This is a genomic window from Megasphaera sp., assembly GCF_047831605.1.
GTDB lineage: Bacteria > Bacillota > Negativicutes > Veillonellales > Megasphaeraceae > Megasphaera > Megasphaera intestinihominis.
The window spans coordinates 1023594-1044434 of record NZ_CP181255.1; the positions used below are offsets into that span (position 1 = coordinate 1023594).

Below are 20841 nucleotides of genomic sequence, written 5' to 3' on the forward strand. Positions count from 1 at the left end.
TTACTCCCCCTCCTTTTGGATGATGCCGCCTAAGGCCTGGAAATCCTGCCAGAATTCCGGATACGATTTGCGGACACACTCAGCGCCTTCGATGCGCAGCGGCTGGCTGCAGCGCTGGGATGCGACGGCCAGGGCCATGGCGATGCGATGGTCGTTCCAGCCGTTGACCGTACCACCGGTAAAGCCGCCGACACCGTGGATGATGAGGCCTTCGTCTTCTTCTTCGATATCGCCGCCGATTTTGTTGAGCTCTGTGGCCATGGCGTGCAGACGGTCACATTCTTTCAAGCGGACCCGGCCGGCATGGATGATGCGGGTAATGCCCTTGGCACAGGACGCCAGGACGGTCAGGACCGGGACCAGGTCCGGGCAGTCTTCGACGTCGATGACTCGTCCAGTCAGTTCTGACGGGCAGGCCGTCAATTCCGTCTTGCCTTCGACCTGGCCGCCCATGTCGCGGATGAGAGAGACGATGACTTCGTCGCCCTGAGACGATTTCGACCGCAGACCCGTGCAGCAGATAGCCCGGCCCAGGCTGCCGGCAGAGAGCCAGAAAGCGGCCTGGGAATAATCGCCTTCGACGACGTAGGTCCCTGGCCGATAGTGCTGGTTGCCAGGAATCCGGTAGGAGCCGTCCCATTCTTTATCGATGACGATGCCGTGCTGGCGCAGGCAGTCGAGGGTCATGTCGACATAGCTGGCCGATTCCAGCGGCGTCGTACTGCGCAGGACCGAGTCGCCGTCGAGAAGGGGCAAGGTCATGAGCAGGCCCGTGAAGAATTGAGAGCTGACGTCGCCGGCCAGGGAATACGTCCCGGGCTGCAAGGTCCCCGATACGGTCAGGGGCAGGGCGCCTTCCGTCGTTTCATAAGTGATGCCCTTTTCATCAAAGAGTTCATAATACGGCGTCAACGGCCGTTTGGCCAGGCGGCCTTTGCCGGAAAAAGTAACCTTATTGCCGCTGAGGATGGCGACGGGAATGAGGAAGCGCAAGGTCGATCCCGATTCATTGGCATCGACGGCCAGCGGCTGGCCCTGAGGCTTCAAGCCGCCTTGGACGCGATAGGCAGCCCGTCCGGGATGAGGCGATACGACAGGTGTAATGGCGGCACCTAAGGCCCGCAGGATATCACACGTCGCTTCGATGTCCTGGGATAAGGAAATGTTGTCGACCAGGCTTTCCCCTTCGGCCAGGGCCGCGCAGATGAGGTCGCGGTGGCCGATACTTTTAGAAGAAGGCGCTTCTACCGTCCCTTGTAAGGTATGTGGTGTAATGATGACATTCATTGGGCGTCCTTCTTTCGGATGTATTTCGGCAGGTCTTCCGCAGCCAGCGGCAGCAGGCGGGCCTTGCCGATTTCTTCGATAATGACCAGGGTAATATGGTTGCCGCGCATCTTCTTATCATTGCTGATGTAAGGGATGAGTTCTTCAGCCGATGCATCGACATCGATCGGCAGGCCATACTGTTCGAGGACCTTGCGCAGCCGCGCCGTCGTCCCGGCTTTCGTCAGCCCCATGGCTTCGGTGACACCGGTCAGCATGGACATGCCGGCAGCGACGCCTTCACCGTGGGTGTAGTGGCCAAAACCATAACAGCCTTCGATAGCATGGCCGATAGTATGACCAAAGTTCAACATCATACGTTCGCCCATATCAAAGACATCGTGTTCAACGATATCGGCCTTGCTCTGGCAACAGCGTTCGATGATTTCTTCCCAATGCTCGAAAATAGACTGGTCATCGAGCTTTTCCAGGAGTTCAAAGAGGGCCAGGTCGCGGATGCAGCCGTATTTGATGACTTCCCCCATACCGTCGTGGATGAAGCGCTTGGGCAGCGTCGATAGCAGTGCCGGATCGATGAGGACGCCTTTGGGCTGGTAAAAATTGCCGGCCTGATTCTTGCCGCTGGGCAGGTCGATGGCAACTTTTCCTCCAACGCTGCTGTCGACTTGGGAAATAATCGTCGTCGGAATCTGGATAAAGGGAACGCCGCGCAGGAAGGTCGCTGCCGCGAAGCCGCCGAGGTCGCCGGTAACGCCGCCACCGAAAGTCAGGATACAATCGCTGCGGGTAATGCCAGCATCAGAGAGCTGCTGATAGAGGTCTAGGAGGGTCGCTGCGCATTTGTGTTCTTCCCCGGCCGGAAAGACCAGGCGGTGAACGCGGAAGCCAGCCTTTGTTAGAACCGTTTCCAATCGCTGACCGTAGAGGGCATCGACTTTCGAATCACTAATGACAGCCAGGTCCTGCGATTTCGTCAGGTTGCGGATATAATCGCCAGCCCGGTCGAGAAGGCCATTTTCAATATGGATATCATAAGAGTCTTTTCCTAAATCAACGTGAATGTGTTTCATGAACCAATTCCCTTCTCCGCATAGCGGCTTGCTGTAAAAAACGGGTCATCTCTTGGGCATCTTCTTCGGCCAGCATGGTCGAGAAAGATTGCAGGGCTGCGCTGAAGCGGTTGATTTCATACAAGAGGTTGTCTTTATTGGATAAGAACAGCTTGGTCCACAGCGGCGCATTGATGTCGGCAACCCGCGTCCCATCGCGGAAACTGCCGGCTACAAAATACTTGGTCAGCGTATTCATGGATTCACTGTTGACCAGAGCCGTCGCCAGGACGTGGGGCAGGCTGCTGGTATAAGCGATGAAGCGGTCGTGGTCTTCCGGCGTCACGCGGACGACGTGGGAACAGCCCAGGGCCATGGCCATATCCTTCACAGCCCGGATATGGTCTTCGTCGTTGCCCGCCATGGGGACGAGGATATAATTGGCACCGTTGAAGATATCGGCACTGGCCATGGCATACCCCCGGCCTTCACGGCCTGCCATGGGGTGACCGGGCACGAAATCAACGCCTTCCGGGAGAAGAGCGGCAATAGCCGTCGCCGTATCCCCTTTGATACCGGCTACGTCCGTCAAGACCGCCCCCGGTGCAAAGAAGGCTTTATTCTCTGCCAGGAACCGTATCATCACATCGGCGGCCGTACAAAAGATGACCAGATCCGCCTGCTTCAATGCCTTACTGCCAGCCGTATAGATTTCATCGACCATGCCTTCCTGCTTAGCCTGGTGGAGGGCTTTTTCATCGGGATCGATGGCGATGATATGTCCGACGCCGATGCGCCGCAGGCCGCGGGCATAGGAACCGCCGATGAGGCCCAGGCCGACGATGGCCACAGTCTGTTTCGTATTAAAACCACTAGCTTCCTTATCCATGATTGTCTCCCCCTGTATCCCTTATATTTCCCGGCCGACGACGGGTGCCAGTTTGCGGAGCGAATCCATGAGGTCGGCGAACATGGCCGGCGTAATCGACTGAGCGCCATCGCACCAAGCCCTGTCCGGGTCGTTGTGGACTTCGATCATCAGGCCGTCAGCACCGGCAGCGACGGCGGCTTTGGCCAGGTCGGCTACCATCCAGCGCTTGCCCGTCGCATGGCTCGGGTCGACGACGATGGGCAGGTGGCTCTGGCGTTTGACGGCCAGGACAGCACTCAAGTCGAGGGTGTTGCGGGTGTACGTTTCAAACGTCCGGATCCCCCGTTCGCAGAGGATGACGTTGTGGTTGCCTTCGGCCATGATGTATTCAGCCGACATGAGCCATTCTTCGATGGTCGCGCTCAGGCCCCGCTTGAGCAGGACCGGCTTGCGCGTCTTACCGACGGCTTTGAGGAGGTCGAAGTTCTGCATGTTCCGGGCCCCGATCTGGATGATGTCGACGCCATCTTCGAGGAAGACCGGCAGTTTGTCGGCCGACATGATTTCCGTAATGACCGGCAGTTTCGCCTTGCGGCCGGCGTCGCGGAGCATGTCGAGGCCCTTGTTGCCTAAACCCTGGAAGGAGTACGGCGAAGTACGCGGCTTGAAAGCACCGCCGCGAAGGATGTTGGCACCGGCCTTGGCGACGTCGTAGGCGACGCCTTCGATCTGGTCCGGCGTTTCAATGGAGCAGGGACCGGCGATGACGGCCAGTTTCTTGCCGCCAATGGTCACGCCGCTGTTACCGACGGGAATGACCGAATCCTGGGGATGGAACGCCCGGCTGGCCCGTTTGTACGGGACTTCGACGCGCATGACCTTGTCGACACATTCATAGCTCTGTATCTGTTCGACATCGACGACTTCCGTATTGCCGACGAGGCCCATGACAGTCTGGCGGGCGCCTTTACTGATATCGACCTGCAGGCCCTTGGCCTTGATGGCATCGACTAATTTTTTCGCTTCTTCTTTCGGTGTGTTTGCTTTCAATACAATGATCATAACTTTTTCCTCCATTCCAGCAACAAAAAAAGCAGGCTCACATGAGCCTGCTTCTAAGATTCTCGTTTATCGCCTTTTCCTCGCGTCTTGCTTAGGCAGCCATAGCCGGCTGGCACGGAAAAGGTGGAAGTCTTCTCATGCTTACATCGGTTTTATTGAATTCGTCGTAGCAAAAATAACCAGCGCTAAAATACAGGTAGCCCCAGCTAAAATAAGTAAAGACGTATTCAATTACCTGATGTAAGAATGACGTGTTCATAGGAATCTCCTTGTGCAACATTTAAAAATTCGTTGTCGTCATTGTATACCCCGGGGAAATAATTGTCAAGGTAAAAAAGCAGGGATTCTCTGTATAGATATGAGAATCCCCGTGGACAATCGTTTTACTGACGGATATATTGTATACTATTTTCGCATATCATCTATGTCTTTTACCAAGAAGGCGGAATGGCTGTCGTGACGACGCGGAACGTATAGCCCTGCCCTTTCAGGAGATGGATGATGTCCGGCAGGGCGTCGACGGTCGCACCGTGGCCATAGGCATCGTGCATGAGGATGACCAGATGGCGATGGAGATAGGGCCGCAATTGCAGCTGCTGCTTTATGTTTTCCACTTCTTTATCGGCTGTCTTGCCCATCCCGTCAGCATCGCCGGTCAAGGCATTCCAGCCGACTTCGATATAGCCGATGTTGTTGATAGCCGTCCAGAAGTCCTTGGTGAAGTGCCCTTCCGTACCGCCAGGGGCGCGAGAAATGATGGGCCGGACGCCGAGAATCTTATAAATTTCTTCTTCTGTCTGCAAGAGCTCGTCCGTATAAGCCTTGGGCGAAACGTATATTTTCTTATAATCATGCGTATACGAATGGACGCCGATGGCATTGCCAGACTGGTAGATTTTCTTGACCACATCAGGGTAGCGGATGACATTCTGGCCGGTCAGGAAGAAGGTAGCATGGATGTTTTCCTTTTTCAGGATATCCAGGATGCGCGACGTATTCTTATCGTTCGGGCCGTCGTCAAAGGTCAGATAGACGACGTTGTCACCATAATAATAATCCCGCGTCTTGCCGTATGTCGTGGGCAGGCCCTTTTCCTGACGCTGCCGGGTCGTATATTTATCGTACACCGGTTTATCATTATCGACAGGAGGCAGGGAGAAATCATCGCCGATCAGAGCTACGTCAGGCTTGCTGGAAAGGACCTGCGGCACCGGGATATGCCGGGCTTCGGCCGCTGCCATGACGCGGTCGCGGTCGAAATTCAGGAAAAGCCCTAGCGAAGCCAGGAAGAAAAGTAAGATACATCCCAAAAACAGTCTGCCTTTTTGTTTCATTTTTGCTTACATCCGTTTCTTTTTGACATTACCATAGTGAATATACTGGCGTATCGTACACGTTTCCCGATAGCCATCGGCCAGGACGCTGGCCGTCAGGTCGAAGTCTTCCAAATCGTCGAGGAGGGCTTCGGTCATGCGGTGCTGGACGGCATTATAGCCCGTGCAGAAGAGGATCCGCGGGCAGCGCACGCCGCGGAACAGTCCCCGCGGATGCTTGATGAGCTTGGCCAGCATGGCCGGCGTAATGACAGCGCCGCAAGGACGGCCCATGATGGCCGCTGCCGTTTCGACGCCTTCGATTTTTTCGGCGCTGATGACGTTGCCCAGCATCTGTAAATTGAGGACACCGATGACGGTATCGCAGGAAGCCGGCAGGGGTACATCGTCTGCCAGCGGGGCCTTGAGCCACTTATTGCCGGCTGCATCGCCTTCGATGAGGATGTACCAGGCCGGGTGGCGCATCTTGATGTCATCGATGACCTTGGGGTCGAGGCCGATATAGCGGTCCTGGTCGTCGAGGCCGGCGAACCACGCCGGGACGTGGCCGGCGGCAATGCGTTCAGCGCAGAAGGCTTCGCCCTTTTCCATATCTTCCGTGCAGATGACGTCAAAGGGTTCGACATTATCGACACGCGTGCTGTCCATGGGAACGATGCTGCTGACCATGATCGGCAGATGACCGCCGTGGCCGTAAGTCCCCAGCCGTTCCAATACGGTCGTCTTACCACCGGCACCGACAATAGCCGTAATGCCGGGTTTCAACATACGTCGCCAACGATTATCTTCAAACATGAACGTACCCCCTTCTGGAATTCACTTCTTCACAACATAACGATTATAGCCTTTCCAGGCCGATTTGATGAGGCCGCGGACCATATCGATGGTCAGGGCCCGCCGTTCTTCTTCGGAGCAGGTGCCGAAATTGCCGAAATCGAGTTCTTCACTGGCCAGATGGGCCACATTTTCTTTGACGGCCATGCCCTTTTCCGTCAGTTCTTCACTGGCCGAGCGGGCAATGGCAGCCAGGCCGGGACGGCCGCCGACGACGATGCACCACGAATCTTCCCGCATGGCGACGGCACCGACCAGATACGGTTCATCTGCCGGCAGCTTGCGATAGGCTTTATAGGCCGTATAGACAGCTTCTTTGGCAATGGAAATGCCCGTTACCAGTTCACCCATGGGCGGGCAGTGCAAATAGTCATCCAGGCTCATGCAGCCTTTATCCTGCAGCTGTACATCGACGTGGAGGGACAGGAGGATCGGCAGGAGGACGGAAAAAGGCGCTTTCCCCGAAATGACGCCGCCCAGCGTGCCGTAGCGCTGGACGTTTTTATCGGCTACGTCACTGATGGCCTTGCTGATGGCTCCGCCGGCAAACTCCTGGATGACCGGGGAAATCTTGATCTGCCAAAGCGGTGTCATGGCGCCGATGACGATGTCGTCTTCCCGTTCTTCGATATACTGCATCCCGGCTTTCGACAAATCGACAGCCAGGTCATAATGGTCTTTTTTATATTTCAAGCCCTGCGTTCCCGCCAGGAAAACAGCCGACGCAGCCTGCCGATAAGCAGCGTAGGCTGCGGCCGGATTATCCGGGACCAGGGTCGTCGTACTGGTAATCACGATACTGAAAATCTCCTTTCTGCCTAGTTAAGGGATGTCGTCGAAGAACCAGTCTTCCAGGGCCACGTTCGGCCGGTCCTTGTTGAGCAGGAAAGACCCGCCACATTCATCGACGACAGCATCGACAAGGGCGTCGACGCCGATGTCGCTGCACAAATCCATTTCTTCTTTATATAAAAGGATGGGCATGAGAAGTTCCACCGTCGTACCATCGGCCATGGAAACGCCGCCCAGCTGACCTTCAAACTGGACGATGACCAGGCCGGACAGAGCCGTATCCCTGGCAAAAGGCTCATGGCTTTCCGAGTTGGGCAGGAGAAAGCCATAGGACATCCACACATCATGGACGTGCGGGAACCGCCCCAGCTCCATGAGCAGCCAGATGGGCCAGGCTTCTTCGTCGTTTAGGGAAATATCCCAGTCCTTGCGGAAGGGCCAATCAGCCGGCAGGATGAGGCAGAGTTCGCCGTAGCCTTCTTTCCCGGTCACAAATTCGCCAGCCGGGTAATGCATGGGCGCGGCACTCATGCCGATGGTATGAAGGAGATAGAAGGGTTCTTCTACCGTAGGATATAAGAGATCTACGTCCACTGCCAGCGGCGTCCCGTCCGGGTCCTGGAAGACACTCCACTGCCGATGAGGAAAGAGGCTGTGGAAATAAGCCTGGACGGCGCGGCCATATTCCTCGTGAGGCCGCTGTATCTTCAAGGTGTCCATCAAGGAAAAAAAGCGAGGCCATCGATAGGACGTAATCGGTAAGGTACTCATCGAATCCCCCCTTTTCGTTATATTCAGCTTCATTATAACATAAATGAGCCCGCTCTGGGCAACCAAAAAGGGGCGCCGCGAACGCGAAGCCCCTCTCCACTATCATGACGATAGACTTTTTAGCCCTCAGGGTTCGTGCCGGAGGGATTCACTGAATCTCATCGCCTGTTCAATTGACGGGATATATCATATCAATAAATAGGGAAATTGTCAAATCACAGCGCCTTCGGCGCGCCTTGTAAAAGGCAGGACGGTATAGTAGAATAAAGGAGAATGGAACGCACTATATTAACCGCAAAGGGATGACTACATTGAAGGTACGCTGGGTAGAATTAAACCGTTTTGAAGCTGAACTGATCCTCGAATTCGCCTGCCAGCCCAAGGATGCTCCCGTTTCTGCCAGCCTGTGCCGTATGATATACCGCCGTCTCGAAGGCCAGCCGGCACTGGCACAGAACCAGCCGGGACTCCAGGACGGGGAGGCGTAAAAGGCAGCCTCACTCTTCCATCGCTTTTTCTAATCGAGCGGCGATGGCCTTCCCCGTTTCGGTCCGGGCCAGGCCGCCATCGGAGGTTTCTTTCAGGGCGACTGGCATGAGGCGGCCGATTTCCGCCATGGCCGCAATGACTTCATCTGGCGGGATGACGCTCTTGATGCCGGCCAGGGCCATTTCAGCAGCCGCCAGGGCTTCAACGGCAAAGACGGCATTGCGCTTGACACAGGGCACTTCGACCAGGCCCGCTACGGGATCGCAGGCCAGGCCCAGCGTGTTTTTCATGCACAGGGCAAAGGCCTGGAGGATCGTATCGTTATCGCCGCCGGCCATTTCGGCTACGGCCGCTGCCGCCATAGCCGCAGCCGTCCCACATTCGGCCTGGCAGCCGCCGACGGCACCGGCGACAGAGGCATTGCGGGAAACGACGGCGCCGATACCCGCTGCCGTGAACAAAGCATCGACCAGTACGGGACGGGGCGTCTGCATTTCTTCGGCAGCGGCCATCATGACGGCCGGCACGATGCCGCAGGAACCGGCTGTCGGGCAGGCGACGATTTTGAACATCTTGGCATTGGCTTCACTGACGGCCAGGGCATAGACAGCCGCCTTATGCGCCAAGGGGCCCAGTAAATTCGGCGCCTTTTCAGCCAGTTTATGGGCATCGCCGCCGACGAGGCCGCTGACCGATTTTCCCGGGTCCTTCATGCCGGCATCGATGGATTCCTGGAACACATCGAGACGGCTGGCCATGATGGCCCGTACTTTTTCTTCCAGTTCTTCTGACGACTCTACTTCATGACGCACGACGATGTCTGACAGAGTCGTCTTTTCTTTTTCTGCCAGGGCCAATAAGTCATGAAGGGTCTTATATTCATATTTATACATCTTATTCCTCCTAGAGCGGCAGCAGCGTGACGACGCTTTCAATGGCTGTAATATTCTGTATCATGTGGACGATTTCATTGGGAACAGGGCTGTCCGTGCAGACGATCATGACGGCTGTTTCGTTCTTGGCACTGCGGAAGACGCGCATATTCGATACATTGATATGACCGATGGCCAGGACCGTCGTCGCCTGGGCGATGATGCCCGGCTGGTCCCTGTGGACCGTAATCAGTGTATGTTCTTCCCCATTCAGGGCCACTTCTGCCCCGTTGATTTCGCGGATTTCGATTTTACCGCCACCCAGGGAGACGCCGAGGACTTCCATCTTCCGGCCAGACGCGCCGGTCATGGCGATGCGTACCGTGTTGGGATGGTCCACTTCTTCATCGGACCGGTGGAATTCAATAGCCAGGCCCTGGTCTGCGGCAATGGCAAAGGACGTGCGCAGGCGGACATCGTCGGCAGAAAAGCCGAGCAGGCCGGCGACGAGGGCCCGGTCCGTACCGTGACCCTTATAGGTCTTGGCAAAAGAACCATAGACAGTGATGACCGCCTTTTTCGGTTCATCTTTCAGGATTTCCCGGGCCATGAGGCCAATCCGGGCGGCACCCGCCGTGTGGGAACTGGACGGCCCGATCATGACAGGGCCGACCACATCAAAAACTCCCATGAGAAAACCTCCTTACAGTTTTTATAGTCTGATTTCTTGTTGTAGATGTAAGCTATAAATGTACGTTTCTTCGACGGGCCGGTGCGTAATCTGTTCGACAGCCCGCTTGTATAATGCCAGCTGGACGGCATAGCGTCTGCGGAAGGCGTCTGCCGTTTCCAGCCGGTCCGACTTATAATCGACGAGGATCCAGGCATCATCTTCGCGGAAAAGGCAGTCGATGACCCCTTGGATCAAAATCTGTTCGCCCGTTTCTGTCTCAGGCAGAGGATCGCCGCCAGCTAACAGGACAGTGAAGGGATATTCGCGATGCAGTTCCGGCGATTCGGCCATGCGCCGGCCTATATCGGACTGACAGAAAGCTGCCAGGACCGGCACATAGACCAGCTTGGCCTCTTCCCGGCTCAACAGGCCCTGGCGGACAAAGGCGTCGATTTCACGACGCAAAGTCGCCGTCGTCTGATCGGCAGCCGGCGTGATATACTGCAAGGCCTTGTGCAGGGCCGTCCCGCGCTGAGCTCCGCTGACAGCCGCTTCTTCTCCGGCCAGCCAGGGCGGCAGGGCGGCAAAGGCATCGTCCTCACCGGGCGCCGGCGGGATGACGGCCGCAGCCGGGACAGACAGGGCGGCTTCGTCTTGCAGTTCATCGCTGTGCAGTTCCTGATATCGCCGCTTGACTTCGGATACGGAAAACTTGGCCGCTGTCCGGACAGCCTGGGGATAGGCATACTGCCAGGATAACTGTTCGTCCAGCCAGGACGGGACAGGCGTGCCGGTCAAGTCGCCGCACCGCAGGGCTTCCAGCCGCGGTTCCCCATCATAGGCGCCTTCTTCAACAGTCCCTGCCGGGACGGCCTTGGCGATGCGCACCTGCCAGACCGCATCCTGCCAGGCCGCACCGGGACGGGCATAATCAGCATCGGCCTTGGCCCCGAAGGGGGCCAGGGCAGCCGGCATGACCCAGTCGAAATACGATTTGGCCTGAGCCGGATTGAGGCGGCTCGTCCAGCGCTGCCAGTCACGGTCGATGTGGCTGCTGTGGCCCGTCAGGATAAGCTGGTCCCTGGCGCGGGTCATGGCGACATAGAGGATGCGCTCTTCTTCGGCCGTCCCTTCCCAGCGCAGCTGGGCGGCGATACCGCTCCAGATGAGCGTCGGATAGGACATGCGCCATTCCGGGTCATACTGCTTGAGACCGATGCCCAGGCGATTGTGAAAGAGTATCTGGTCCTGCGTGTCGCGGCGGTTGAAGGCCTTGCCCATATCGGCGACGAAGACGACGGGGAATTCCAGGCCCTTGCTCTTATGGATACTCATGATGCGCACGACGTCTTCCTTTTCACTGACGACTTTAGCCGGCGCCAGGTCCAGGCCGTCTTCTTTCATCTTATCCATGAGCTGCAGGTAGCGGAAGAGGCCGCGGAAGCCGGCTTCTTCGTACTGCCGGGCCCGGTCGTACAGGGCTTTCAGATTGGCCTGGCGCACGTCGCCGCCAGGCATGGCCCCGACGAAGTCGACATAAGCCGTATCATCATACAGGCGCTGCAAGAGTTCTGCCACGCCGTGGCGGCGGCTGTACGTGCGCCACGAATCAAAGGCGGCCATGAACTGCTGCAGGTCCTCTTTTTCATCTACGCCGTCGGGCAGCGAAGCAACAAAGGCCGGCAGGTTCTGCCACAGCGTCCCGTCACCGGCCAGGCGGACACCGGCCAGGGCCGTCTCATCCAGGCCGACCAAAGGCGACCGCAGGACAGCCGCCATGGCCAGGTCCTGTTCGGGATTATCGATACAGCGCAGGAGGGCCAGCATGACCTGGACTTCGACGGCGGCAAAATAACCGCCACTCTGTTCGGCATATGACGGGATGCCTCCTTCCTGCAGGGCCTGGATGAGGACGTCGGCCTTGCCGGCCATGGAGCGCAGGAGGACGACGATATGGCGATAAGACAAGGGCTCCAGCGTGCCGTCTTTGCGGGCTGCCATGCGGCCGCTGGCCAGGAGCTCGCCGATGCGGCCGGCAATGAAGCGGCATTCCTTTTCAAAGGCCGTGCTGCCGTCGTCGTCTTCCTCGTCACTCGGCGTCGGCACGATGTCGACTTCGACAGGCCCGCCGATCCAGCGTTCATCGTCCGGAGCCTGCCGGCCGGCGTAGAGTTTTTCCCGTTCACCATAATCCATGCCGGCCGCTTCTGCCGTCATGGCCCGCGAGAAGACAGCGTTCACGGCGTCGAGGACGACCGGAACGCTGCGGAAATTCCGCCCCAGGTCGATGCAGCGCTGCACGGCTTTTTCATCGCGGCTGAAAGACTGGTATTTCTCCAGGAACAGCGTCGGGTCGGCCAGGCGGAAACGATAGATGCTCTGCTTGATGTCGCCGACCATGAAACGGTTGTCCTCACCGGAAACGAGGCGGGTAATGAGTTCCTGGACGCCGTTCGTATCCTGGTATTCGTCGATGAAGACCTCTTCATACTGGCTGCGCAGCTCTTCGGCTGCCGCCGACGGCACGGGATGTTCCGGCGAGGCATCGGGGGCGAGGAGGATCTGCAGGCAGAAATGTTCCAAGTCGCTGAAATCGATCCAGCCCTTTTCCTTCTTCGCCGCCCCATAAGCTTTGGCAAAATCCAGGGTCAGCGTCACCAGGCCATCCATGACGGGTTTCATGGCCCGCATGCCGTCGAGCCATTCTTCCGGCGTCGCCGAGAAATAGACGGACTGCAAGGTCTTGATCACGTCTTTCTTGACATCGTCGCGCACTTTCTTGCACCGTTCCCAGACGGCTTTATCGTCATCCGATAATTTCCGCAGTGACTTCAGGCGCGGGAAGTCGATGGCCCGGACAAAGCGGCTCAAATCATTCCAGGACCGGGCCTGGGCGGCCTGCCGGAGAGCTGCCTGTTCAGCCACGAAGGTATCGCAGGCCGGCGCAAAGGCTTCGCGCTGGCGCAGGTGATAGAGCACGCCGTCATAGAGGTGGGCATCTTCTTCAAGGATACGGCGGACGGCATCCTTGATGGGGCCGGCCCAGACCATATCGTCGATGACGGCGTCCGGCGCCACGTCATAAGCTCGGGCCGCCTCTTTCAGCCAATGTTCCGGCCAGGCCAGGCTGCGGGCATAGGTATACATGCGGCTTACTGTATCCATGAGGATGTCATCGCCGCGGTCGCTGCCAAACATATCGGCCAGCGGATAGAGGATGGACGCTTTCTCATCGTCTTCATAGTAAGACAAGAAGACGTCTTCCAGGACCTGGCGGCGCAAGAGGTTCAATTCTTCTTCACCGGCAATGGAAAAAGCCGGATCCAGGTCGATGGTATAGAAATACTTACGGATGACATGCTGACAAAAAGCATGGAGCGTCGAAATCTGGGCCGATGGCAATAAGGCCAGCTGGCGTTCGACGCGGGGATCCTTCGTTTCCGACAAGGCCTTCATCAGGGCCGTCCCGATGCGGTCGCGCATTTCGGCCGCGGCGGCCTTGGTAAAGGTGACGACCAGTAATTCCGTAATATCAATGGGATATTCCTTGTCCAGGAGGCGGCGGATGATGCGTTCCACCAGGACAGCCGTCTTCCCGGAACCGGCCGCCGCCGACAGGAGCAGCGTCTGCCCCCGGCTGTCGATGGCTGCCTGCTGCTCATTCGTCCAGGCCATGTTCGTCATCTCCTTCATCAAACATCTTTTGAATCATCTCGTCTGTATCTTCCCGTCCCGCCGCGTCATACGTATTGCCGGCAACGGCGACATCGAACCGGCAGACCGGCCGGTAAGGGCAATAGCTGCACGGCGCCTGCTGGCCCATGAGGATGGGATGGATGGAAATATCACCGTCGCCGATATGGCCGGCAATATCGCGTATCTGCCGGGCCGCCCAGTCGAGCAGGTGGCTCCAGCCTGCTTCATTATAGAGCGTGTGGGACGAATCGCTCAGGGTCCCGTCTTTTTTCAGCCGCAAGTTGAGGAAATCGGAAAAGCCCTGCATCGACGTATCCAGCTGCTGCATGACCTGGCCGTCGTCGAGGTAGAAACCGGTCAGCTTCCCTTTGGCATCGTAGAGTTTCTTCTTGTCTTCCTCACTGACGCGGTATTCCAGGGATACCTTATCATTGCGGACGTAACAGTATAGGGCGGCAGCCGGAATGGCATCGCCGCCAATATTCAGCAAAGCCACGAACATATACGTCAAAAGCTGCAGTTCCAGGCCCGTGAAAATCTGGCTGATGTCGAGCTGTTTCCGGCCGGACTTATAGTCGATGATGACGACGTATTTATGGTCCCCCTGGCGCAAAGTATCGATGCGGTCGATCTGGCCGGTGACGACGACTTGCAGGCCATTCTTCAAGGTAAAGCGCAGGGCTTCCCAGGGACTGCCCGGACGGCCGAAGGATTTTTCCAGCCCTTCCATATGGAAATCGGAAACGGCACTGAAAGCGCTGAGGCGTCGTACCGTCCGGGTCAGGGTCTGGATGAGCCGTTCCTTTATCTGGGCGAAATAGGCGTTGGACATGAGGATATCGTGCTGGACCTGCGGCGCCAGTTCATCCGTCGCCTGGCGGCAGATGGCCGGGACGTCTGCGTCGGGAATGTCATGCCACTGTTTCTGTTCCCGCAGCAGCCGTTCCCCGATGATGCGCAGGGCGCCGTGGACCAGCATGCCCAGGTCCGGTGCAGCGAACTGATAGCGCGGCCGTTCTTCCAGGCCAAGGCCATAGCGGGAAAAATAAGCAAAGGGACAGCTGCGGTACTGCTCGAACTTAGTGACCGACCCGCGCAGCGTCCCGTCCGGCGCAAAGAGGCGGCGCACCAACGATTCCGGCAGGGTGACAGGCAGGTTCGTATGGAACAGGCCCTGGACGGCGCGCACGGCCTGATGGCGCCAGCCATGCTGCCAGGCCCAGTCATAGAGGGCCCACCATATATCCCCGACAGCTTCGCCATTGGCAGCCGGCCGCAAGTGACCGGGAAGGTAATCGAGAGCCGCCGGCAGGGCCAGCAGGTAATCCCTTTCCCGGCCGGGCTGTACCTTGGCCTCTTGGCGGATGATGTCAGCTACATAGCCTTTATCCCGGAGCTGATGGATCCACGACGCTTTTTCCATGGCACTGCCGTCATCGTCAGCGACGACGTAGGATATGATGAACCGTTCCGCAGCCCGGGTCGCCCCTAAATAGAACAAGAAGCGTTCCTGGAAAGAGCGGAAGCGGCTCCCCGGTCCGAGGACGATGCCCAGATCAGCCAGGCGGTGCCGTTCTTTATCGCTGAACAGCCCTTCTTCCTGGCTATGCTGAGGGAAGACGCCGTCATTGACACCGCAGAGAAAGACGACCTTGGCCTGCATCGTATAGCCTCGTTCGACAGCCGTCAAAGTGACGTGATCCAGCGTCGGCGGGATAAGGCTGAACTTCAAATTGGCCAGGCCATCTTCGACGATTTGGGAAAATTCATCGAGGTCCGTTTCATCGTCACCGCAAAGACTGACGATTTCATTGAGGAACGTCCCGATACGCTTCCAGACCTGCTCGTGCTCCTTGCCTTCTTCGGCAAGGCCCGACTGCTCATCTTCTTCCTGCCACTGGCGCAGTACTGACGGGATGTCCAGCCGGCACAGCCAGTGATACAGCAAGGTACACCAGTCGCGCAGGCTATGTTCTTCCTGGGCTTCTTCCCAGCAGGGGAACAAAATGTCCCGCACGCGCTGGCGTATGGCATTCATGCGCTGGAGGTGCGCTTCTTCCCGTTCGTCGATGACCTGGGGCTGTTCCTGCCGGCGGCCGTAAGTCCACTCAGCATCCCTCAGCCAGTGACGCCCCTGGATGCCGTAAGCGAGGCAATAGTTTTCCAAATCGTCGACGTCATGGCGGCTGACGGGAAAGAGGTCCGTCTTGAGCAGGCGGAAGAGCGACTCATGAGACCAGCGGCTGCGGAAGACGCCGAACAGGGCGGAAATGGCCTCGGCGGCGGGATGGCTGGTCATAGGCCGGCGATAGTCGCTGAAGCAGGGAATCCCATAGCGCCGGAAAATGCGTTCGACCCGGTCGTGGTACAAGTCACTCGTCCGGGCCAGGACCAGGAAGTCGCGATAACGATAGCCCTGACGGCAGAGCGCTGCGATTTTCCGGGCAACGCTGTCGATTTCTCCATCCCTGTCGGGACATTCCCAGATTTCCAGGGCCGATACGGGCCGGTCCATGCTGGCCGGGACGGTCTGGAAAAAAGCATCGCGAAAGGCCGTCAGCGGGCCGGCCGGCCGCTTTTCGACGACAGCCGTTTCCATATGGGGAAAGAGTGTCTTTATATCGCGATAGACTTCGTAAGCCCGGTGGAACAAGGCCGTTTCCCGCAGCTGCTGTGCCAGATGCGCTTCATCGATGGTCAGGGTAATCGTCACCTTCGAGGCTGCGCGCTCTATCTGCCGCAGGATTTCCATCTGCTGCGGTGTGAACCACTGGAAGCCATCGACCCAGACATGGGCGCCCTGGAGGAAGGAATAATGCCCGATTTCCCGGGCCAGCAGAGTCATCGTATCATCTGCCGAGCCGAAGTGGTCTGCCAGAAAGGCCTGATACGCTTCATAGAGCCGGGAAATATCTTCCAGCTTGTGCGACAGGGTCGGGCTGGGGACGGCTTCAGCCGCCTGGCGCAGGGCTTCCGGCGTAACGCAGAAAGACCGGCATTCCCATAAGAAGCGGCCTGCCGTATCGGCAAAATTCGGCTGCCTGGCCGCCGTCTGCAAGACGGAAAATTCTTTCTCCCCTTTGTGCAGCAGGCGCTGCAAAATGATTTTGCGGGCTAACTCCGACAGCGACGCGTGTTCCAGGCCCCGTTCCTGGAAGACTTTATAAGCCAGCCGGGAAAAGCCGACGACCTGCGTCCCTAAAAAGCCCTGTCCATCGGAACTTTCGGCGAGATGCCGTTCGGCACCATATGTCGCCTGGTCCGGGACAAGGAGCAGGGTCTTGCCACCGGCAGCCGCGCAGGCCTGTATCTCCCGATAACACTGCGTCGATTTGCCGCTTCCCGCCTTGCCCAATAATACTGTAACGGCCATGAACGTACCTCCTTACATAAAAAATCGATTATCTCTATTATACCCGATTTCCACTGGAAAAGAACAGTAAAAAAGAGGCTGTCGCATGAAGACAGCCTCTTTTTGAGTTTTAAGTTTGTAGTTTTTAGCGAATGGTTTTAAATTTAAAGCCATCTTCTACAAACTACAAACTCCGCACTACAAACTAAAATTAAAAGAACCACGCATGCCGGCCAACGCCTTCACGCGGCAAAAAATCAATGGAAAATGGCGCAGGCCGTCTTGAGGAAGGGCAGGCGTTTGCTCAGGCCCGTCCGCGACCGCTGGATCCATTTGAGGTCATACGGTTCAAAGACGACATTGCGGTAGGCTTCGATGTCCAAGGGCGTCCCGTCCCAATCGGAATGGATGGCCCCGGTCTGCTTGATGAGAATATCATAGAGGATATCGTATTCCTTATCGTCCCGTTCATCCCGTTCGATGACCGTACTGTACGGCAGGGTCTTATGATAGGTCAGTTCCATGCCTTTGTAATCGAAATGGAAACCGCAGCGCATACGGCAGCCGTCGAGGCCCGTATAATCGGCGATTTTCTTCAGGTCATGAAGGATATGGTCATGGCCTTCTTCATATAAATTATCCGGCGTCGTTTCCGTATAGTCGAAACGAAACTGGATTGATGCCCCATCAATCTTGCGGAACCGTTCCAGATACGGTTTGAGCTGGTCTGCCGGATATTTCTTGTACAATACGCAGTTGATGCGGAACGGAACAGCCAGGCGGCTCAGGAGGCCATCATTCGATTCCTGTACATAGTGCTGCATATGGCGCGATACGTTGATGCAGGTGATCTTATGACGGTTGCGTTCCGTAAAAGCGACGATGTCGTCTTCTGACTGATTCTCAAAGACGGGCAGCGTCGTATTGATATATACCTTGTGTGTCACAGGAATACAGTCCAGCATGCGCTGCAGCGATTCCATATTGGCAAAAGGTTCACCGCCAGTGAATACGAAATCACAGAACGGCGTCAAGCTGTCCATCAGGCGGATGCTCTGGCAGATGGCTTCTTCAGAAAAACCCGTCATATCTTCATATTCCGCCTTGTTGATGCAGAACGGGCAATGGTTGTGACAATTATAGGGCACGAAAACCGTGACGGTAGCGCCGCCGTTCCGTGTCTTATACGGGTGGACCACACGCGGTACAGTCGTTGCGGCCATGCTGATTGTTGTTTTCATTCTTTTTTCGCCTCGAATCGTGGATAAGATCCCAAGCTGTTCCCACACTGCAGTAAGATGGAAAGGAAAGTATTTTTTCACCTCACAGCAGACAATCTTGTGACCCGAATGTAGTATCCACGCTTATTGTACCATAAAAGTCCATTTCTGCAAATGCATGTTGCGTATTCCCATTTTGCATAATTTTTATACCAAACAATTCATCATAAACATTATTTTATTTTTCTAAAGAAATCCTTACATTTCCTTTGAATCTAAAGCCCGGCTAATGTCGGCCGCCGTCTTTTTGACAGCTTCGATGGCCAGGTCCCGTCCTTCCGCCGTTAGCCGGTCTGCCGGCCCGGATACACTGATAGCCGCCGTAATGATTCCATGATGGAAAATCGGCGCGGCAATGCATGCCATGCCGAGTTCGACTTCTTCCCGTTCCACGGCATAACCCCGGCAGCGGATCTTCTCCAGTTCCTGGAGCAGGTCGGTCCAGTCGGTCACGGTATATTCCGTAAACTTCTGCAGCGTGCAGCCCGTATAAGTGTGTAGGTATTCCGGTGAAAAAGCCAAGAGGCACTTGCCCGAGGCCGAGCAATACGCCGGACGGACGGCACCGATAGGCGGTGCCGTATCAATCGTCCTGGGCGACTTGATCTTCTCTAAAATGATGTGCTGCGGATAGGAAGCCCCATTATAGGCAAAGGTCGTAATATGGACCCCTTCATTGCACTGCAGGGACAGGGCCTTGGCATACGGATAGGCGACTTTAGGGAAGGCATCCTTTTCCCGGAAGAGCATCCCCAGGGCATAGACCTGGAGCCCCAGCCAGTATTTCCCTGTTTCACTGTCTTTCTGGACAAAGCCGCGGCGCTCCAGCGTATCCATAGTGCGGCTGACAGTACTCTTATGAAGGTCCATCAGCTTGCTGATACGGGTCACACTGAGGGGCCTTTCTTCCTTTAAAAAAAGCTGTAAAACGGCCAGGGCCCGGTCAATCGATTCAATCATCCTCGTTCCCCCGATCCGGCATCGTCACGACGCCAAGAAATTAATATACTTTATTATATGGAATACAGGCATAATGTCAAGAGGGAAACGCCAGGCCCCAGCCGGAGAGTGCTAGTGGCTGACCGCTTCGCTTTCTTCCTGGGACGTCTGATGATGGTCGTACAGGCACTGCGACAGCTTGCGGATCAAATCGTCACATTCCAAATTGCCGCGCCAGCTCTTGGGGATAGCCTGGACCCCATCCTGGGTACCCATGATATTGCCGCAGATGGCGCCGCACGTATCGCTATCGCCATCCTGGTTGCAGGCCATGAGAACTGCGTCTTTCAGATGGCCCGTCTTGAGGACGCAGTATACGGCCAGGGCCAGGGCTTCATCGGCTTTCTTGCCCAGGCCCAGCTTCTTCATGGAGCGCACTGGATTGCAGTCGGTGACGGCTTCGTCGACAGCCCGCAGGATAGTCTTCATGAGCGGTGTCCCTTCCGGATCAGCCTGGAGGATGCGCAGGGCCCCTCCCAGGGCAGCGCTGATATCCTTACCAGCTGCCAGGGAGGCAATCATGGCACTCAGCGTGGCCGTCGATAAATAGGCTTCCGGACTACCGTAGGTCAGGCTGGCAGCCTGGCAGCCGACGGCAAAGGCTTTTTCCGGGTCGCCGGCATAAAACAGGCCGATAGGCGCAGCCCGCATGACCGTACTGCTGCCACAACTGTGGTTCAGCGGTTCCTGACGGGTCAATTTTTTCCCCGACGCCAGCGACGTCAGGCAGGTCTTGCCCGGAGAGCGGCGGGCAAAGAGGGCCTCTTCCCCCATGATGTCGTAGTCGAAATCGACTTCATGAGGCTGGCGCTTCATCCATTTTTCCTGTTCCGGATGGATGATGCGTTCGGTCTGCGTATAATACCAGCGCATATACGCCCGGTACAGGCCATCTGAAGGTTCCAATCCGTCGTGGTCGGCCCAGAGCATGCCGTCAGCTGTGAACAACGCCAGCTGCGTATTGTCTGAGATAAGGCTCTTATTGCCATTTTTAGCCGATTTTAAAACAGTGCGCAATCCATAAGGGCCGTATTTCTTATGAATCGTCTTCAAATCGTCGAATTCAATGACAAACCCCAAAGCGTCGCCTACGGCGCCGCCAAACATGCAACCCATAAACCGATCTAGTCCATCCATGTAGCATCCTCCTATCCTCGTCTGTCGTCCGAGTCTTTTTTTCTCAAAAAACTTTACAATTTCGTTCAAGTAGTATATAATAAAAAGCTTATACATTCATTATACAGGTTATGATAGGAATTTGCAAATAAAAAAAGGGCTTGTCGCACGAAGATTTTTGCCATCATGCAAAGCCCCTTTTACTTTATAGTTTGTAGTACGGAGTTTGTAGTACGGAGTTTGTAGTTTGTAGAAGCTGACTTTAATTTTTTTACCATTTGCTGCAAACTAAAAACTACAAACTTAAAGCTCAAAAAGAGGCTGTCTTAATGCGACAGCCTCTTTTAAGTTGTTAGTGGTTAGC

16 protein-coding genes are annotated in these 20841 nt (G+C 56.4%); 1 reads left to right on the top strand and 15 read right to left on the bottom strand.

The annotated features are described in order from the left end of the window. The 8 genes from aroA to ACFWUB_RS04975 form a co-directional block, all read right to left on the bottom strand. Nucleotides 1–1287, bottom strand: a complete 1287-nt coding sequence (gene aroA, locus ACFWUB_RS04940; RefSeq protein ID WP_416184318.1) for a 3-phosphoshikimate 1-carboxyvinyltransferase — start codon at nucleotides 1285–1287, stop codon at nucleotides 1–3. After that, nucleotides 1284–2357 (bottom strand): 3-dehydroquinate synthase, encoded by a 1074-nt coding sequence (aroB, locus tag ACFWUB_RS04945; protein WP_416184319.1) that lies wholly within the window; start codon nucleotides 2355–2357, stop codon nucleotides 1284–1286. Before aroB ends, aroA begins: the two co-directional genes overlap by 4 nt. Beyond that, entirely contained in the window at nucleotides 2338–3225 is an 888-nt protein-coding gene (locus tag ACFWUB_RS04950) for a prephenate dehydrogenase (RefSeq protein WP_292108109.1), read from the bottom strand. The genes aroB and ACFWUB_RS04950 overlap by 20 nt, the downstream gene beginning before the upstream one ends. A gap of 21 nt (nucleotides 3226–3246) precedes the next feature. Further along, on the bottom strand, nucleotides 3247–4269 hold the full coding sequence (aroF, locus tag ACFWUB_RS04955) for a 3-deoxy-7-phosphoheptulonate synthase (RefSeq protein ID WP_020309704.1): 1023 nt from the start codon (nucleotides 4267–4269) through the stop codon (nucleotides 3247–3249). Nucleotides 4270–4700: 431 nt separating this feature from the next. Further along, nucleotides 4701–5579 (bottom strand): polysaccharide deacetylase family protein, encoded by an 879-nt coding sequence (locus ACFWUB_RS04960; protein WP_416184320.1) that lies wholly within the window; start codon nucleotides 5577–5579, stop codon nucleotides 4701–4703. A gap of 30 nt (nucleotides 5580–5609) precedes the next feature. Further along, a complete protein-coding gene (gene yqeC, locus ACFWUB_RS04965; RefSeq protein ID WP_020309702.1) occupies nucleotides 5610–6398 on the bottom strand; it encodes a selenium cofactor biosynthesis protein YqeC in 789 nt (262 codons plus the stop codon). A 21-nt stretch (nucleotides 6399–6419) separates the two neighbouring features. Next, complete coding sequence (locus ACFWUB_RS04970; protein ID WP_020309701.1) at nucleotides 6420–7232, bottom strand: FAD binding domain-containing protein; 813 nt, start codon at nucleotides 7230–7232, stop codon at nucleotides 6420–6422. A gap of 27 nt (nucleotides 7233–7259) precedes the next feature. Beyond that, a complete protein-coding gene (locus ACFWUB_RS04975; protein ID WP_416184321.1) occupies nucleotides 7260–8000 on the bottom strand; it encodes a suppressor of fused domain protein in 741 nt (246 codons plus the stop codon). Between the two features lie 302 nt (nucleotides 8001–8302). Between ACFWUB_RS04975 and ACFWUB_RS04980 the strand changes: the two genes are divergently transcribed. Next, nucleotides 8303–8488, top strand: coding sequence for a hypothetical protein (locus ACFWUB_RS04980; protein WP_036200724.1), 186 nt, complete (start codon nucleotides 8303–8305; stop codon nucleotides 8486–8488). Nucleotides 8489–8497: 9 nt separating this feature from the next. On the opposite strand, the gene sdaAA is transcribed toward ACFWUB_RS04980, so the two are convergent. From sdaAA to ACFWUB_RS05015, 7 genes are all read right to left on the bottom strand, one after another. Beyond that, nucleotides 8498–9382, bottom strand: coding sequence for an L-serine ammonia-lyase, iron-sulfur-dependent, subunit alpha (gene sdaAA, locus ACFWUB_RS04985; protein WP_020309699.1), 885 nt, complete (start codon nucleotides 9380–9382; stop codon nucleotides 8498–8500). Between the two features lie 10 nt (nucleotides 9383–9392). Next, complete coding sequence (gene sdaAB, locus ACFWUB_RS04990) at nucleotides 9393–10052, bottom strand: L-serine ammonia-lyase, iron-sulfur-dependent subunit beta (RefSeq protein WP_020309698.1); 660 nt, start codon at nucleotides 10050–10052, stop codon at nucleotides 9393–9395. A 21-nt stretch (nucleotides 10053–10073) separates the two neighbouring features. Next, complete coding sequence (gene addA / locus ACFWUB_RS04995) at nucleotides 10074–13709, bottom strand: helicase-exonuclease AddAB subunit AddA (protein ID WP_416184322.1); 3636 nt, start codon at nucleotides 13707–13709, stop codon at nucleotides 10074–10076. Beyond that, complete coding sequence (locus ACFWUB_RS05000) at nucleotides 13693–17103, bottom strand: PD-(D/E)XK nuclease family protein (RefSeq protein WP_416184323.1); 3411 nt, start codon at nucleotides 17101–17103, stop codon at nucleotides 13693–13695. The genes addA and ACFWUB_RS05000 overlap by 17 nt, the downstream gene beginning before the upstream one ends. A 236-nt stretch (nucleotides 17104–17339) precedes the next feature. After that, on the bottom strand, nucleotides 17340–18323 hold the full coding sequence (locus ACFWUB_RS05005; RefSeq protein WP_192813528.1) for a 4Fe-4S cluster-binding domain-containing protein: 984 nt from the start codon (nucleotides 18321–18323) through the stop codon (nucleotides 17340–17342). A 237-nt stretch (nucleotides 18324–18560) separates the two neighbouring features. Next, nucleotides 18561–19322, bottom strand: coding sequence for an IclR family transcriptional regulator (locus ACFWUB_RS05010; RefSeq protein ID WP_416184324.1), 762 nt, complete (start codon nucleotides 19320–19322; stop codon nucleotides 18561–18563). 111 nt (nucleotides 19323–19433) lie between these two features. Beyond that, nucleotides 19434–20498: an ADP-ribosylglycohydrolase family protein gene (locus tag ACFWUB_RS05015; RefSeq protein WP_292299396.1), complete on the bottom strand. Its 1065-nt coding sequence runs from the start codon at nucleotides 20496–20498 to the stop codon at nucleotides 19434–19436. Nucleotides 20499–20841 lie beyond the last annotated feature (343 nt).